We start from the raw sequence: 15,481 nt of genomic DNA, 5'->3' as shown, positions 1-15,481 counted from the left end.
GGAGGACAGGCGAACAGCAGCCCACGGGGCGACCAGCACTCCCCACGACCACTTGGGCGGTGCTCGGTCAGGCCGTGGTCAGCCCCAGGTCCTTGGCGAGCCGGCCCCGGTGCCACGCCGGTGGGCCGAACAGCTGGGCCGAGCCGTGTGCGCGCTTGAAGTAGCGCTGGGCATCGTGTTCCCAGGTGACGCCGATGCCGCCGTGCAACTGGATCGTCTCGCCCGCCACCGCCGAAAACGCCTCCGAGCAGGCGGATTTGGCGACGGCCGCGCAGCGGGTCAGCTCCGGTGAGCCTGCGGCGGCCGCGGCGGCCGCGCCGAGCGCGGCCGACCGCGCCGACTCCACCAGCACGTACGCGTCCGCCAGCCGGTGCTTGAGCGCCTGGAAGGAGCCGATCGGCCGGCCGAACTGGATGCGCTCCTTGGCGTAGGCGACCGTGATCTCCAGGCATCGCTCGGCTGCGCCGGCCTGCTCGGCGGCGAGCGCCGTGCAGGCCAGGTCCAGTACGTGCCGCAGGACCCGGCCGCCGTCGCCCTCCGCGCCGATGAGCCGGCCCTCGGCCCCGTCGAGCACGATGCGTGCCTGCGCCCGGGTCTGATCCATGGTGACCGCCGCTTCGCGGCGCACACCGGCGCCGTCGACGGGCATGTGGAAGAGGGAGACCCCAACCGCCGTTCGGGCCACCACGAGCAGCACATCCGCCTCGGTCCCGTGCAGCACGAACTCCTTGGCCCCGGTGAGCCGCCAGGTGCCCCCCGGGCGACGGGCGGCGTCGGTCCGGATGGCCGCCGGGTCCCAGGAACCGCGTTCGGCCCAGGCCAGGGCCCCCACCGTCCGGCCCTCGGCGAGTCCCGGCAGCAGCCCGGCGCATGCCCTCGCGTCACCGGAGGCGAGCAGGGCCTGCACCACGAGCACCGCGGAGCCGAGGTAGGGGAGGGGGCTCAGACTCCGGCCCAACTCCTCCATGACGACGTGGACTTCACGTGCACCGCAGCCCGCACCGCCGTACTCCTCGGGGACGCCGAGCCCGGCGACGCCGATCTGCTCGGTCAACGGCAGCCAGGCCGCCGCACCCTCGTGCCGAGCGAGTGATGCCCGCACGGTGGACCGCAAATCCTCCTGTTCTTCCGTCGGTCTCACTTGCCAGCTCCCCTCTGTGCCGCTCCGTCCGGCCTGCCGTGGTGCTCTCGCGACGATTCGGGCTTCCTCCGCGGGACGGAGTCGTCCGCCAGATCCCGGCCGCGGGTCTCGGCCGTCCGCCAGATGGCCAGCGCGGTCACCAGCCCGCAGAGAACGGCCACCATCACGAGGGGAGTGCTCGAGACGCCGCCCGAGGCGGAGAGCAGGCTGCCGGCCAACAGCGGTGTGAACCCGCTGCCTAGGAGGGCGGCCAGTTGGTAACCCAGGGACGCGCCCGTGTAGCGGACCCGGGTGCCGAACATCTCGGACAGCAGTGGCCCCAGCGGCGCGTACATCGCGGACTGCACCACCTGGCCGAGAACCATGCCGAGGATCAGCAGGGCCGTGGATCGCGTGTCGACCAGGGCGTAGACGGGGGCGGCGAGCAGCATGATGCCCACGGCGCCGCCGAGCACGACCGGCCGACGACCGACGCGGTCGGAGAGCGCGGAGAAGAGCGGGATTGACACCAGTCCCGTGATGGCGGTGAAGAGGAGACCGGTCATCACATCGGAGGTCGCGTACCCGACGGAAGTGGCGTAGGTGAGCATGAAGGTGCTGATCAGCGCCGTCAGGGCGAACGGGCCGATACCGACGGCGCATGCGCGAACCAGAGTCCGGGGGGCGCGCAGCACCTCCGCCAGCGGGATGCGGGGCGTCGTACCGGTGTCCTGCGATTGCGCGGCCTGCTGGAACAGCGGGCTCTCCGTGATGCTGATGCGCACATACAAGCCGATACCGAGCAGCAGCGCGCTGAACAGGAACGGGATGCGCCAGCCCCAGGCCAGGAACCGGTCCGGTGGAAGCAGAGTGGTCGTGGTGACGGCGAGGGTGGACAGCAGGAATCCGAGTGGCGACCCCATCTGCATCACGCCGGTCCACAGACCGCGGCGCCGCGCGTCGGCGTGTTCGACGACCATCAGCGTGGCGCCGGCCCACTCGCCGCCGATGGCGATGCCCTGGACGACACGGAGCAGGACCAGTAGGACCGGCGCCGCGATGCCGATGCTCTCGTAGGTCGGCAGCACGCCGATCAGGAAGCTCGCCGCGCCCATGAGGACCATCGTGAGGACGAGCATGGACTTGCGGCCGAGCCGGTCGCCGAAGTGCCCGAAGAGGGCGCCGCCGACGGGACGCGCGACGTAGCCGGCGGCCAGCGTGCCGAACGCGGCGATGGTGCCGACCGTCGGGTTGGACTCGGGGAAGAACAGCCGGCCGAACGCGATCGCGGCCATCGTGCCGTAGAGCAGGAAGTCGTAGTACTCGATGACCGTGCCGAGCAGGCTGGACAGAGCCACTTTGCGCAGCAGAGCAGGGTCCGGGGCCGCGGCCGGCCCCTCGGCTCTCGCCGCTCTCTCAGGTCTCGGCGGGGTCGGTGCAGTGGGCATGGCTGACTCCGTGGTGCGGTAGGAAGGTGGGGATGTACGAGCGGGATCTGCCTTGTGGGTGCCGCACAGTTCGCTCTCCCCGGGCGGGGTGGTCCCGGGAGAACGGGCAGGGGGGTGGGTCCAGGGCTCAGGGGGCGAGCACGCGGGCGCGGCAGGCGGCCGGTGTGCCCCAGGCGTCGCGCAGGGCGCGGGCCTTGCGGATCCACAGGGAGAGGTCGAGCTCCTCGGTGTAGCCGAGGGCGCCGTGGATCTGCAGGGCGGTACGGGCAGCGGCGCAGGCCGCCTCGCACGCCGCGACCTTCGCCGCCGCGATCTCGCGGCCGGACGCCGGATCCCCCGCGGCGAGGGCCACGGCAGCGGCCTGGATCAGGGGCTGGGCGAACTCCAGGGCGATCAACGTGTCGGCCAGCCGGTGCTTGACCGTCTGGAACGAGCCGATGGCCACCCCGAACTGGGTGCGCTGCCGGGCGTATTCGACGGTTCGTGCGAGCAGGGTGCGGCCCAGACCGAGGGCCTGGGCCGCTGTGGTCAGCGCCGCGACGTCGGCGGCGTGCGCGGCCGCGGCTGCCACCTCCGGCCCCCGCACCAGGACGGTGCCGCCGAGCGGGCGGGCCAGTCGGCGCGCCGGGTCGGCGGACGGCTGGACGGGTCCGGCCGCCTCCGCCAGGCGTATGACGTCGCCGTCCACGACGAAGACCGCGTCGGCGGCGTGGGCGTCCAGGGCGTAGGGGCTGTCGTCGGAGAGCAGACAGAGTGAGGCGGCCGTCTTGCCGGACGCGATGCCCGGCAGCCATGCGGCGGCCGCCGTGTCGTCCCCCAGGCGATTGAGGAATGCCGCCGCGGCCACCGTCTCCACCAGCGGGCCCGGCACCGCGTGGCGGCCCATTTCCGTGAAGGCGACGGTGAGTTCGACGGGCAGCGGGCCGAGACCCTCGTGGTGCTCCGGCACGGCGAGGGCGAAGACGCCGGCCTCGGCCAGCTTCGCCCACACGTCGCGCCCGGGCGCGGTGTCCCCGGCGGCCCAGGCCCGTACGACGGCAGGGGTGTCAGCCGCCGTCAGCATGCTGTCCAGGGAGCGGGCGAACGCCTGCTGCTCGTCGTCGAGGAGGAAACGCATCACCGGCGTCCCTTCGGCAGACCGAGCAGCCGCTCGGCGATGATGTCGCGCTGGATCTCGTTGGTGCCGGCGTAGATGGGGCCGGCGAGGGAGAAGGTGTACCCCTCGGCCCAGCTGCCGTGCGCGGGCGCCTCCCCGGCCGTGTCCGACAGTTCGCCGTACGGGCCCAGCAGGTCCAGCGCGGTCTCGTGCAGGGCGATGTCCAGCTCGGACCAGAAGACCTTGTTGAGACTCGACTCGGCGCCGATCGCCCCTCCGGCGGCGATCCGCGAGGCGCCCGCGTAGGTGAAGAGCCGGTACGCGCGGGCGCCGATCACGGCGTCTGCGACCCGGTCGCGCAGGGCGGTGTCGCTCGGGTCCGCGTTCGAGCGCCACAGCGCCACCAGGCGGTCGACGGCCGCGGTGAACCGTCCGGGGCTGCGCAGGGTCAGCCCGCGCTCGTTGCCCGCGGTGCTCATCGCGACCCGCCACCCCTGGCCCGGCTCGCCGATGACGTCCTCGTCGGGCACGAAGACGTTGTCGAGGAAGAGTTCGGCGAAGGCGGGCTTGCCGTCGAGCCGGCCGATGGGGCGCACGGTCACCCCGTCCGCGTCCAGAGGGAACATGAGGTACGTCAGACCCCGGTGGGGCTTGTCCGCCCCGAGGTCGCTGCGGAAGAGGCCGAACGCGCGGTCGGCGAAGGCCGCCCGGGACGACCAGGTCTTCTGGCCGCTCAGGAGCCAGCCGCCGTCGGTCCGTACGGCCGTAGAGCGCAAACTCGCGAGATCCGAGCCGGACTCCGGCTCGGACCAGGCCTGCGCCCAGATCACTTCGCCGCTCGCCATCGGCGGCAGGATCCGGGCCAGTTGCTCGGCCGTGCCGTGCTCCAGGAGGGTGGGGGCGAGGAGATTGATGCCGTTCTGACTGACCCGGCCGGGTGCGCCAGCGGCGTAGTACTCCTCCTCGAAGATCAGCCACTCGGTGATCGAGGCGCCCCGGCCGCCGTACTCCTCGGGCCAGGAGACCACCGACCAGCGGTCCTCGGACAGTGTGCGCTCCCACTCGCGGTGGGCTGCGAAGCCCTCGGCGGTCTCCAGGGAGGGCAGGGGTGCGGCCGGGACACGGGTGGCGAGCCAGGCGCGGGCCTCGGCGCGGAACGCCTCCTCCTCGGCGGTGAATTCGAGGTCCATCAGGCGCCCGCTTCCTTCATCGCGCGGACGTCGATGCCGCCCAGCGAGTCCTTCGCGGTCTCGGCGTTGTGCGCGTGCGCCAGGTGGTGCAGCCCGAAGACCGAGTCCATCCCGGCGTGCATTCCCTGAAGGTCCTCGGCCTGGTTGACAGCCCGCTTGGTCAGCGCCAGCCCCAGGCGCGGCATGTCGGCGATCCGGTTCGCCAACTCCATGGTGCGGTCGGTCAGTTCGGCGCGGGGCACGACCCGGTTGACCATCCCGACCTCGTACGCGCGCTGCGCGCTCATCCGGTCGCCGGTGAAGAGGAACTCCTTGGCGATGCGTGGCGGCATCACCCACGGGTGGGCGAAGTACTCCACGCCCGGGATGCCCATGCGCACCACCGGGTCGGCGAAGAACGCGTCATCGGAGGCGACGATCAGGTCGCAGACCCAGGCCAGCATCAGGCCGCCCGCGACGCACGCGCCCTGCACGGAGGCGATCAGAGGCTTGGGCAGTTCGCGCCAGCGGCGGCACATGCCCAGGTAGACCTCGGACTCGCGGGCGTAGCGGCTCTCCGCTCCCTGCTTGTCCGAGTGGTCCCACCACAGGCCTGCCCTGCGGTCGAACGGCAGATGCGCGTCCCGCTCCGGGGTGCCGATGTCGTGGCCGGCCGAGAAGTGCTTCCCCGCTCCGGCGAGGATCACGGCCTTCACCTCGTTGTCGTCGGCCGCGCGATAGAGGGCGCGGTCCAGCGCGTAGGTCATTGCGGAGTTCTGGGCGTTCCGGTAGTCGGGCCGATCCATGGTGACCACGGCGACGGCGCCGTGGCGCTCGTACCGGACCGGCGCAGCGGATGCGGTGTGGGCAGTGGACATCTGGCCTCCTTCCCTAACAAGTGTTTGGTAGGTTAACGTGCGAGCTCTCGGCCGTCGAGAAGTCGAGTCGCCCATTCGTCGAGAGTCATCCGGAGCCGCCCATGAGCAGTGTCGAGGAGTTCCGCGCCGAGGTCCGCGGCTGGCTGCGGGGCAATCTCACCGGGGAGTTCGCGAGCCTGCGCGGGCGCGGAGGACCCGGCCGGGAGCACGAGGCCTTCGCCGAACGCCTCGCCTGGGAGCGGCACATGGCTGCCGCGGGCTGGACGTGCGTCGGGTGGCCGAAGGAGTACGGCGGCCGCGGCGCCACCCTCGAGCAGCAGGTCGCCTTCCATGAGGAGTACGCCCTCGCGGATGCCCCGGCCCGCGTCAATCACATCGGGGAGCAGCTGCTCGGCCCCACCCTGATCGCCTTCGGTACACCCGAGCAGCGCGAGCGCTTCCTCCCCCGGATCGTCGCGGTCGAGGAGCTGTGGTGCCAGGGGTACAGCGAGCCGGACGCCGGATCGGACCTGGCGAACCTACGGACGCGGGCCGAACTCGACGGCGAGGAGTGGGCGGTCACCGGCCAGAAGACCTGGACGTCACTAGCGCACGAGTCCGACTGGTGCTTCGTCGTCGCCCGCACCGAGCAAGGTTCCACCCGCCACCAGGGTCTGTCCTATCTGCTGGTGCCCCTGGACCAGCCCGGTGTGGAGGTGCGGCCGATCGCGCAGCTGACCGGCACCTGCGAGTTCAACGAGGTGTTCTTCGACGGCGCCCGCACGGCGGCGGGGAACATCGTGGGAGCGCCGGGCGAGGGCTGGAAGGTCGCCATGGCCACGCTCGGCTTCGAGCGCGGTGTGTCCACCCTCGGCCAGCAGGTCGGCTTCCGGCGCGAGTTGGAGGTCGTCATCGAGCTTGCCAAGCGCAACCGCGCGGCCGAGGACCCGCTGATCCGCGACCGGATCGCCCAGGCCTGGATCGGCCTGGAGATCATCCGGGGCAATGCGCTGCGGATGCTCGACGGCGTCGCGGCCGGCGCACCGGGACCCGAGGCGTCCATCGGCAAGATCTTCTGGGCGACCTGGCACCGGGAGCTGGGCGAGCTCGCCATGGACGTCTGCGGCGCCGACGGAATGCTGGCGGCCGGCGAGCCCTACGACCTCGACGACTTCCAGCGGCTGTTCCTCTTCTCCCGGTCCGACACCATCTACGCCGGATCGAACGAGATCCAGCGCAACATCATCGCCGAGCGCGTGCTCGGCCTGCCCAAGGAGGTTCGCCCATGACCTCGGCCCCGCCGCCGTACGTGCCAGGCCACGGCCTGCTCGCCGGCCGTACCGCCGTCGTCACCGCCGCGGCGGGCGCCGGCATCGGTGGCGCGACCGCCAAGCGGCTGCTGGAGGAGGGGGCGAGCGTCGTCGTCTCCGACGCGCACGCCCGCAGGCTGAAGGAGTCCGAGGCCGAGCTGGCCGCCGAGTTCGGTGCGGACCGCGTGACGTCGCTGCCCTGCGACGTGACCGACGAGGCCCAGGTCACCGCACTCTTCGACCTCGCAGAGGAGCGGCACGGCCGCCTCGACATCGTGGTCAACAACGCCGGGCTGGGTGGCACGGCCGATCTCGTCGACATGCCCGACGAGCAGTGGGACAAGGTCCTCGACGTCACCTTGAACGGCACCTTCCGTTGCACCCGCGCCGCTCTGCGCCGTATGAAAGCCGTGGGCGGCGGCGTCATCGTCAACAACGCCTCGGTGATCGGCTGGCGGGCGCAGAAGGGCCAGTCGCACTACGCCGCCGCCAAGGCCGGGGTCATGGCGCTCACCCGCTGCGCCGCGCTGGAGGCCGCCGAGTACGGCGTACGCGTCAACGCCGTCTCGCCCAGCCTCGCCATGCATCCTCACCTGGTGAAGGTCACCACCCCCGAACTGTTGCAGGAGCTGACCGCCCGCGAGGCTTTCGGCCGCTACGCCGAGCCGTGGGAAGTGGCCAACGCCATCGTGTTCCTGGCCAGCGGATACTCCTCGTACATGACCGGAGAGATCCTGTCCGTCAGCAGCCAGCACGCGTGAGGCGAGAATGGCCGCGTGCCGAAAAGCAGCAGCAGGAAGACCACAATGAGCCCGTCGCCCGAGCGGCGCGAGGAACTCCTCGCCACCGCGGCCGAGGTGTTCGCCGCACAGGGGTACAACGCCACCACCGTCCGCAAGATCGCCGACGCGGCCGGGATGCTCGCGGGCAGCCTCTACTACCACTTCGACTCCAAGGAGTCGATGCTCGACGAGATCCTCTCCACCTTCCTGGACGACCTGTGGGCCCGGTACGACGCCGTACTCGCCGCCGGACTCGGACCCAGGGAGACGATCGAGGCCCTCGTCACCGAGTCCTTCCGGGAGATTGACCGGCACCGCGCCGCGGTCGCCATCTACCAGAAGGAGTCCAAGTACCTCGGGACCCAGCCGCGCTTCGGCTATCTCGCCGGCTCACAGCAGAAGTTCGAGAAGGCGTGGCTCGGCACCCTCGAGCGCGGAGTGGCCGCCAAGGTCTTCCGCGCCGACCTCGACGTCCGGCTCACCTACCGCTTCGTGCGCGACACCGTATGGGTCGCCGCGTCCTGGTACCGGCCGGAGGGACAGCACAGCCCGGAGGAGATCGCCCGCCAGTACTTGTCGATGGTGCTGGAGGGGATCGCCCTCCGCGCATGACACGGCAGACATCGGAAAAAGGAGTGGCCATGGCCGAGGCATACATCGTCGAAGCGGTCCGTACCCCCGTCGGGAAGCGGAACGGCGGACTGTCCGCCGTGCACCCGGCCGACCTCGGCGCACACGTGCTCAAGGCACTGATGGCACGCTCGGGCGCCGACCCGGCGGCCGTCGAGGACGTCGTCTTCGGCTGCCTGGACACCGTCGGTCCCCAGGCCGGCGACATAGCCCGCACCTGCTGGCTGGCCGCGGGACTGCCGGAAGAGGTGCCCGGTGTGACCGTGGACCGCCAGTGCGGCTCCTCCCAGCAGGCGGTGCACTTCGCCGCGCAGGCGGTGCTGTCCGGCACCAGCGACCTGGTGGTCGCGGGTGGCACCCAGAACATGTCGCAGGTGCCGATCGCCTTCGCGAGCCGCCAGGCCGCCGAGCCGCTCGGACTGACCGAGGGCCCGTACGCCGGATCCGAGGGCTGGCGGGCCCGCTACGGCGACCGGCCGGTCAACCAGTTCCACGGCGCCGAGCTGATCGCGCACAAGTGGGACATCTCCCGCCGGGAGATGGAGGAGTTCGCGCTGCGCTCCCACCAGCGGGCGATCCGCGCCATCGACGAGGGCCGCTTCGCCCGCGAGCTCGTCCCCTATGGCGATGTCACCACCGACGAGGGCCCGCGCCGCGACACCACCCTGGAGAAGATGGCGGGCCTCAAACCGCTGGTCGAGGACGGCCGGCTGACCCCGGCGGTGTCCTCGCAGGTGTCCGACGGCGCCTCCGCGATGCTGCTCGCGAGCGAGCGGGCCGTACGGGAGCACGGGCTGACCCCGCGCGCCCGCATCCATCACCTCTCGGTGCGCGGCGAGGACCCGATCCGCATGCTGTCCGCGCCGATCCCGGCCACGGCGTACGCGCTGAAGAAGTCCGGGATGACGCTCGACGACATCGACCTGGTCGAGATCAACGAGGCGTTCGCGTCCGTGGTGCTGGCGTGGCTGAAGGAGACCGGGGCCGACCCGGAGCGGGTCAACGTCAACGGCGGCGCCATCGCCCTCGGCCACCCCCTCGGCGCCACCGGCACCAAGCTGATGACCAGCCTGCTGCACGAACTGGAGCGCACGGGCGGCCGTTACGGCCTCCAGACCATGTGCGAGGGCGGCGGGCAGGCGAACGTGACGATCATCGAGCGGTTGTAGCCGACGCCACCACCCACTCGGCGGCCGGAGGCCGACGCAAGGCACCCTCCTTGGCCCGATAGCCGTGCAGACTGGGTCAACCAGCGTCCGGAGGGACGTGCTCACACAGGCTGACGGCTTGTCTCTCGGCGCCAGGGCACGAAGACGATGTGGCGAATGTCCGGCAAGGTGCCGTGCATGAATCCGGAGGGCAACTCGGAATCGCTACGCCGATCAGCGACGCTCCCGAAGCCCGGGAGGCCCCTGGGGCCGAGTGGTGCGAGGGGGCCGTTGGGGGGATGTGCGAGGGCGTCAGCCAGGACGACGTCACCATCATCGAGCGCTTCCGACGTGTGACGGCCTCCTGCGGCCGACAGGCCGGCCGCAGGAGGACTGTCAGCGGGAGCGCGGTCCGTCGGGCCGCGCTGCGGCAGACCGCTTGCCAAACGGCGTGATCGGTGCGAGGACCGCCCGGAGTGTCCGCACCGTACCTGGCGATCTCGGCCTCTAGGTCGAGGGGCAGGGTCGGAGCGGTCATGGCGGCGAGTTCCCCCGCCACGGCGTGGTCGGGGACCAGCCAGCACACCTCGAAGTCGAGGCCGTCAGGGTCGCCCGTAGATGGCTTGGTGGAGGCGTGGTTGCTCCCCCTGTCCGGTGCGGGGCCCGGAGCCCGGCCGCGGAGACTGGAACAGGCCGAGGTCGTGGTCGTTGGCGGAGTCGGCCGCCTGGAGGAAGACAGCCCCGGGAAATGCCTGCGGCGGCCGGAAGCCGAGGACGTCGCAGTAGAAGGCGGTGCTGCGCTCCAGGTCGGAGAGGAAGAGCACGGCGTGGTTCAGCCCAGCGGATCGGCATGGGGAGGAGGCCGTTGACGGTCGGTTCGGAAGGGGCCGTACGTCCCGCCGGTCTCGTCGACCGGCGGGACGTACGTGGTCAGGCACCCGGGTTGCCCACGAATGTGCGTCGGCGCGATGCGTGCCCTGTGGGCCGACGCCCCAGCCTCGTACGAGGGGCGCTACGTCTCCTTCGAGGGCCTGCACTCGCTGCCGCGGCGGGCGAGCGGGGCGGTGCCGTGGTATTCGGCGGGAACTTCCTGCAGCCGCCGTCCCCGTCCTGGTAGGGCACGCCGACGGCGGCGTACTCCGCCTTCTGCCGGCCGAACCGAGGCCCAGCATCAGCCGGCCGCCGGAGTGCCGGTCGATCGTGTCCCACGCTCCCGCGAGGAAGGCGATGGTCTCCAGCGGGTCGGGTATGGGCACGGCCAGCGGAACTGCCCGGTATCCGGCCGTCGGTGGAGTAGGGATAGAGCGGTTCGCACCGGTCGGCGGCGGCGACGTGCTCGACCGTCCACAGAGACTCGACGCAGCACTCCTCCATCGTGCCCGCGAGGTCGCGGAGGAAGCCGCCCGGGGTGATCAAGCCGTCGCTGAACGGCGCCATCATTCCCGGGCGCAGCATGCGAGGCCCCTCACCGCAACAGTCGGGCGCGGAGCCGGGCCAGCGTCGCGGTGTCCAGGCCGAGGCCGTCGGTGAGATAGCCGTCGAGGCTTCCGTAGTCCTGCTCGGCCTGGTCGAGAGCCGCCCGCAGATAGTCCTCGCGGACCTCCAGGAGCGGGATGAGCAGGTCTGGGTTCTCCATGTAGCCGGCCTGCTTCAGTCCTTCGCGGGCCCTGCGGTCCGCCTCCGCGCGGAAGTCGTTGGAGAGCAGGTAGTCCTTTTCGGCAGTCGCTGCCGGGACGCCGACGGTGCGCAGCAGGAGATAGCTCATCCAGCCGGTGCGGTCCTTGCCCGAGGTGCAGTGGTACAGCAGCGGGGACCGCTTGTCGGCGATGTTCCGCAGAGTCTCAGCGAACTGACTGCGGGTCTCTGGGCTGGTGACGAAGGTGCGGTAGATGGAGCGCATCAGCTCCTCCGCCTTCCCGTCGCCGAGCAACTCCTGCTGCTGGACCGGGTCCTTGGATCCGATGACCTCCCGGACCCTGGCGGACGTCCCGAGGTCGTCCACGGACCGGGAGGTCGCGGCGACACCGGCTGGGAGACGGTCCGCACCGTCGCGCTGGACCTCCAGCGGGACGCGGAAGTCCACCACGGTGCGAAGTTCCAGCGCGGCGAGCTTCGAGACGTCCGCGTCGGTCAGCTTGCCGAGCGCGTCGGCCCGGAACACCTGGCCATAGCGCACCGTGCGGCCCCTGTCGGTTCGGTAGCCGCCCAGATCGCGGACGTTCACCGCGCCTTGGAGCGCGATCTGGCGGACGGTGTCGGTGGCGGAACGGCGGTCGGGTGAGGCGGTGACGACGGCGGCCTGGGCCGGGGCATCGGCCACCGCGGACGCGGGGAGACAGCCGAGGGTTGCGGCAGAGAGCGCGACTCCGGTCGCCAGGCGGATGAGAACAGTGCGCATGGGATCAACTCCCTGGGGCGAGGGGATGTTCGGGGTGTTGGATGTGACGCGGTTCAGTCGGTACGGGGGAGGGCCCCGAGCGCGGCGTGTGCTTCGGCCATGACGCGGTCGACGAGTTCGGCGCAGGACGGCAGGTCGTCGATCAGGCCTGCGACCTGGCCGGCGGCCATCACTCCGAGATCCGGTCGCCCGTCGACCATCGAGGCCTTGAGCAGCATGGGGGTGTTGGCGGCCAGCAGGACCTGGCTCCAGGTCAGTTCCTTGCCGTGTTTCATCGCCAGGCCGTCGCGGATCATCTGCGCCCAGCTCATGCCGCTCTCGCGCCGGAAGGCCGCGGCGTGGCGGACCGCCCGCAGCAGAGAGGCGGTCCGGCCGGAGCGTTCCAGCGCGTCGACCAGTTCGGTGCGGAGCATGCGGTGCGGGAGGCCGTCCACCTTGGTGGTGACGGTGACGTCGTTGACCGACGCGGTCAGGTATTTCGCCTTGACCGTGTCGGGGACGGTGCTGTCGGAGGTGAGCAGGAAGCGGGTGCCCATGGCGATTCCGGCGGCGCCGTAGGCGAGCGCGGCGACCAGGCCGCGCCCGTCGTGGAAGCCGCCCGCCGCGATGACCGGGATGTCGACGGCGTCCACGACCTGCGGGAGCAGGACGGTGGTGGCGACGTCGCCGGTGTGGCCGCCGCCCTCGCCACCCTGCACCAACACCGCGTCGGCGCCCCATGCGGCGACCTTCTCGGCGTGCCGCCTCGCGCCGATGGACGGGATGACGACGACCCCGGCGTCCTTCAGCCGGGCGATCAACTCCCGGGAGGGTGCGAGCGCGAACGAGGCGACCTTCACGCCCTCGTCGATGATGATCCGTACCCGCTCGGCCGCGTCCCCCGCGTCCGCGCGCAGGTTGGCGCCGAACGGCGCGTCCGTACGGGATTTGACCTCGCGCACCGCGGAGCGGAGCTGGTCTGTGGTCATGGTGGCGGAGGCGAGGATGCCGAGCGCGCCCGCATGGGCGGCGGCCGAGACCAGGCGGGGGCCGGCCACCCAGCCCATGCCGGTCTGCACGATCGGGTGCCGGACGCCGACCAGTTCGGTGAGCGGCGTGTTGATCGTGACGTCGCTCATGGGGCCGGCACCTCGCGGTCGCGCAGCGCCTTCGGGTCGATGACCTCCCGGATCAGCCGCAGCTCCTCGGCGGTGGGCTCGCGGGTGTGCGGCACCTCGTCGGGGACGGTGAGCGCGAAGCCGGTGGCCTGGACGACCTGTTCGACTGTGACGCCGGGGTGCAGGGAGCGCAGCCGCATCGTGCGGTCGGGGGTCTCGAAGTCGAAGACGCCGAGGTTGCTGATGACGTCGGGGATGCGGTGGTAGCGGGTGGCGGAGGGGCCGGCTGCGGCGGCGCGGTCGTAGCCGACGCCGGAGACCATGTCGACCCGCTCGACGAAGACGCGCGTCGAGTGCCGCGGCACCCAGTAACTCGTCGGGTTGTTGAGCGTGTTGGCCGGTGCACCCCGCACGCCCAGCAACTGTCGCTCGGGCCGGGCCCACGCCCCGATGCAGGAGATGTTCTGGTTGCCGTGCCGGTCGAGCTGGCTCGCGCCCATCATCACGTGCCGCCGCCCGGTGGCGACCAAGGCCAGGTGCTGGCGGTACGGCAGCCAGCCCTCCACCACCTGTGGCCTGGCGCCGACGGCCGGTACGTCGCCGATGAGCAGCGCTTCGCCGTCGGTGAGCAGCAGGTCGGGGGAGAAAGTGAGCTTCGCCAGCCGGGCCCCGATCGTCGGGACGGTGCCCATGGGGCTGGCCAGCACCTCGCCCGCGCCCCGCCAGGCCTCGGCGCACGCCACGGCGCAGTACTCGGCCCGCGTCGCTGTCGTCGTACCGCCGCTCATGCTTCCTCCTCCTTGTGGAACGCCGCCACCGCGGCCTGGTACGCGTCCTCGTCGCCCGACAGGAACCGCTCGCCGAAGGCCCGCCAGGCCTCGGGGTCGCGGGCGGCCTGGGCGTAGGCGCGCTGGAACGCCTCGTCGCGGTCGTGGTCGGGGGCGCAGGAGGTGAAGTGCGCGCCGTTCGGGGTCTCGACGACGCCGTTCACGAACGCGCGCTTGACCAGCAGGGACTGCGGACCGGAGTCCTTGAGCAGGTCGGCGGTCTCCACGATCCGTTCGCAGGAGACGTACGCCGCGTCGGCGGCCTCGCAGAACAGATCGTCGAAGTACGGGTCCGGGCCGAGGTACTGGGCGTTGCCCTGCGCGTCGGCCCGGTTCAGGTGGACGAGCGCGGCGTCCAGCCGCAGGGCCGGGACCGCGACCAGCTCCTCGCCGTCCCCGTACGGGGAGACGACCGTGCGCAACGACGGGTTGACGCGCATCACGTCCGAGGCGAGACCGGCGCGGATCGGCATGAACGGCAGCCGGTGCGCGGCCGCGGTCAGGCCCCACATGACCATGGCCTCGTCCAGCTCCACCATCTCGAACGCGGCGCGCTGCCGGGCCGCCCCGAAGTTCGGCTCGAGGGGGATGGAGTCGAGTGTGGCGAACGCCGCGACCAGCTTGCGGATCTTCCCGGCGGCGGAGAGCAACCCGACGTCCGGGCCGCCGTACGAGACGACGGTCAGATCGGTGAGGTCCGAGCGCAGGAGCGCGCGCACCAATGCCATCGGCTTGCGCCGCGAGCCCCATCCGCCGATGCCGATCGTCATCCCGCTCTCCAGGCGGCCGACCACCTCCTCGGCGGTCATCTTCTTGTCGCTCACCGGCGGTCCTCCTTGGACGACTTGGACGATACGAACGCGTCGCGGTGCTGGTCGGCGACGCCGCTGAGGTTGGCCTCAAAGGTGAAGCCCTGCTCGAAGCGGTAGCTGCGGCGGACGTCCACCGGGTCGATACCGTTGATCGCGGCCTTGGCCAGGCGGATCAGACCGCCGTCCTTGGCGGCGATCTCCCGCGCCAGCTCCAGCGCGGCGTCTTGGAGCTGCTCGCGGGGGACGACCCGCCACACCGAGCCGTGCTGGTGCAGCTCTTGGGCGGTGGCGGTGCGGGAGGTGTAGTACAGCGGCCGCATCAGATGCTGGGGGACCAGCCGGGCGAGGTGGGTTGCCGCGCCGAGCGCGCCCCGGTCCAACTCGGGCAGCCCGAAGGTCGCGTCATCGGCGGCGACGATGGCGTCGGCGTTGCCGACGAGGCCGATGCCGCCGCCCAGGCAGAAGCCGTGCACGGCGGCGACCACCGGCACCTCGCATTCGTAGACCGCGGCGAACGCCTCGTAGCAGCCGCGGTTGGCGCCGATCAGGGCGTCGTGCCCGGCCGTGCGCTGCATTTCCTTGATGTCCACGCCGGCGTTGAAACCGCGGCCCGCGGCGGTGAGCACCACGCAGCGCACCTTCGGGTCGGCCCCGGCGGCGCGCACCGCGGCGGCCAGGTCGTACCAGCCCTGTACGGGGAGGGCGTTGACCGGGGGAACGTCCACGGTGACGACGGCGATGCCCTCTTGCGGGGCGGAGGTGGAGACACCCATGAGCAGATCAGCTA

Annotated in this window: 15 protein-coding genes; 4 read left to right on the top strand and 11 right to left on the bottom strand. The window is 71.6% G+C overall.

The features are described from left to right. Nucleotides 1–67: 67 nt before the first annotated feature. The 5 genes from RCO28_RS26865 to RCO28_RS26845 all read right to left on the bottom strand — a co-directional run bounded on the left by RCO28_RS26865 (nt 68) and on the right by RCO28_RS26845 (nt 5,711). Nucleotides 68–1,141, bottom strand: a complete 1,074-nt coding sequence (locus RCO28_RS26865) for an acyl-CoA dehydrogenase family protein (RefSeq protein ID WP_308943850.1) — start codon at nt 1,139–1,141, stop codon at nt 68–70. Then, nucleotides 1,138–2,568, bottom strand: coding sequence for an MFS transporter (locus RCO28_RS26860; protein ID WP_308943849.1), 1,431 nt, complete (start codon nt 2,566–2,568; stop codon nt 1,138–1,140). Before RCO28_RS26860 ends, RCO28_RS26865 begins: the two co-directional genes overlap by 4 nt. 127 nt (nt 2,569–2,695) lie before the next feature. Continuing rightward, nucleotides 2,696–3,685 (bottom strand): acyl-CoA dehydrogenase family protein, encoded by a 990-nt coding sequence (locus RCO28_RS26855; RefSeq protein WP_308943848.1) that lies wholly within the window; start codon nt 3,683–3,685, stop codon nt 2,696–2,698. Continuing rightward, entirely contained in the window at nt 3,685–4,854 is a 1,170-nt protein-coding gene (locus tag RCO28_RS26850) for an acyl-CoA dehydrogenase family protein (protein ID WP_308943847.1), read from the bottom strand. Before RCO28_RS26850 ends, RCO28_RS26855 begins: the two co-directional genes overlap by 1 nt. Continuing rightward, nucleotides 4,854–5,711 carry an enoyl-CoA hydratase gene (locus RCO28_RS26845; RefSeq protein WP_308943846.1) on the bottom strand — a complete coding sequence of 286 codons (858 nt, stop codon included), beginning with the start codon at nt 5,709–5,711 and terminating at the stop codon, nt 4,854–4,856. The genes RCO28_RS26850 and RCO28_RS26845 overlap by 1 nt, the downstream gene beginning before the upstream one ends. A 101-nt stretch (nt 5,712–5,812) precedes the next feature. Here RCO28_RS26845 and RCO28_RS26840 point away from each other — a divergent pair, with 101 nt between their 5' ends. From RCO28_RS26840 to RCO28_RS26825, 4 genes are read left to right on the top strand one after another with little or no spacing between them, the layout of a single operon-like run. After that, nucleotides 5,813–6,979, top strand: coding sequence for an acyl-CoA dehydrogenase family protein (locus tag RCO28_RS26840; protein WP_308943845.1), 1,167 nt, complete (start codon nt 5,813–5,815; stop codon nt 6,977–6,979). Continuing rightward, nucleotides 6,976–7,761 carry an SDR family oxidoreductase gene (locus RCO28_RS26835; RefSeq protein ID WP_308943844.1) on the top strand — a complete coding sequence of 262 codons (786 nt, stop codon included), beginning with the start codon at nt 6,976–6,978 and terminating at the stop codon, nt 7,759–7,761. The genes RCO28_RS26840 and RCO28_RS26835 overlap by 4 nt, the downstream gene beginning before the upstream one ends. A gap of 45 nt (nt 7,762–7,806) precedes the next feature. Continuing rightward, nucleotides 7,807–8,394 carry a TetR/AcrR family transcriptional regulator gene (locus tag RCO28_RS26830; RefSeq protein ID WP_308943843.1) on the top strand — a complete coding sequence of 196 codons (588 nt, stop codon included), beginning with the start codon at nt 7,807–7,809 and terminating at the stop codon, nt 8,392–8,394. 29 nt (nt 8,395–8,423) lie between these two features. Further along, on the top strand, nt 8,424–9,581 hold the full coding sequence (locus RCO28_RS26825; RefSeq protein ID WP_308943842.1) for an acetyl-CoA C-acetyltransferase: 1,158 nt from the start codon (nt 8,424–8,426) through the stop codon (nt 9,579–9,581). 581 nt (nt 9,582–10,162) lie between these two features. On the opposite strand, the gene RCO28_RS39440 is transcribed toward RCO28_RS26825, so the two are convergent. The 6 genes from RCO28_RS39440 to RCO28_RS26795 form a co-directional block, all read right to left on the bottom strand. Further along, nucleotides 10,163–10,732 carry a VOC family protein gene (locus RCO28_RS39440; RefSeq protein WP_374991260.1) on the bottom strand — a complete coding sequence of 190 codons (570 nt, stop codon included), beginning with the start codon at nt 10,730–10,732 and terminating at the stop codon, nt 10,163–10,165. Between the two features lie 293 nt (nt 10,733–11,025). After that, nucleotides 11,026–11,958: a tyrosine-protein phosphatase gene (locus RCO28_RS26815; RefSeq protein WP_308943840.1), complete on the bottom strand. Its 933-nt coding sequence runs from the start codon at nt 11,956–11,958 to the stop codon at nt 11,026–11,028. A 53-nt stretch (nt 11,959–12,011) separates the two neighbouring features. Next, nucleotides 12,012–13,076 carry a nitronate monooxygenase gene (locus RCO28_RS26810; protein WP_308943839.1) on the bottom strand — a complete coding sequence of 355 codons (1,065 nt, stop codon included), beginning with the start codon at nt 13,074–13,076 and terminating at the stop codon, nt 12,012–12,014. Next, nucleotides 13,073–13,843, bottom strand: coding sequence for a CoA-transferase (locus RCO28_RS26805; protein ID WP_308943838.1), 771 nt, complete (start codon nt 13,841–13,843; stop codon nt 13,073–13,075). Before RCO28_RS26805 ends, RCO28_RS26810 begins: the two co-directional genes overlap by 4 nt. Next, nucleotides 13,840–14,706: a CoA-transferase gene (locus RCO28_RS26800; RefSeq protein WP_308943837.1), complete on the bottom strand. Its 867-nt coding sequence runs from the start codon at nt 14,704–14,706 to the stop codon at nt 13,840–13,842. Before RCO28_RS26800 ends, RCO28_RS26805 begins: the two co-directional genes overlap by 4 nt. Next, nucleotides 14,703–15,467: an enoyl-CoA hydratase family protein gene (locus tag RCO28_RS26795; RefSeq protein ID WP_308943836.1), complete on the bottom strand. Its 765-nt coding sequence runs from the start codon at nt 15,465–15,467 to the stop codon at nt 14,703–14,705. Before RCO28_RS26795 ends, RCO28_RS26800 begins: the two co-directional genes overlap by 4 nt. Nucleotides 15,468–15,481 lie beyond the last annotated feature (14 nt).

The organism is Streptomyces sp. LHD-70, from assembly GCF_031157275.1.
Classification (GTDB): Bacteria; Actinomycetota; Actinomycetes; order Streptomycetales; family Streptomycetaceae; genus Streptomyces.
This window is presented reverse-complemented; position numbering and strand designations above follow the sequence as displayed.